This window comes from Veillonella parvula (genome assembly GCF_024461875.1).
Lineage (GTDB): Bacteria > Bacillota > Negativicutes > Veillonellales > Veillonellaceae > Veillonella > Veillonella parvula_I.
In genome coordinates, this window is record NZ_JANGAL010000075.1 from 1 (window position 1) to 254 (window position 254).

A 254-nucleotide genomic window follows, 5' to 3' on the forward strand; every position below is an offset into this window, starting at 1 on the left:
GACTTACTTTTGCAAACTACGCAGACGGTGATTATTTAATTATCGAAAAAGAAAAAGAAGTGGGTGGATATTGCCGTACTATTAAGAAGAAAGATTATGTTTGGGATTATGCAGGGCATTTCTTCCATTTTAGTACAGATGAATTCAAAAAGAAATTTCTTGATAGCGTGAATCCGGAAGATATTAAATATAAAGATAAAAATACAAAAATTATTTATAAGGGAGAATTGGTGGATTATCCGTTTCAGACAAAT

1 protein-coding gene is annotated in these 254 nt (G+C 30.7%); it reads left to right on the plus strand.

Translation table 11 applies throughout. The annotated features are described in order from the left end of the window. The coding region (locus tag NE668_RS09925) for an NAD(P)-binding protein (protein ID WP_256196831.1) at nucleotides 1–254 on the plus strand (254 nt) is incomplete at both ends.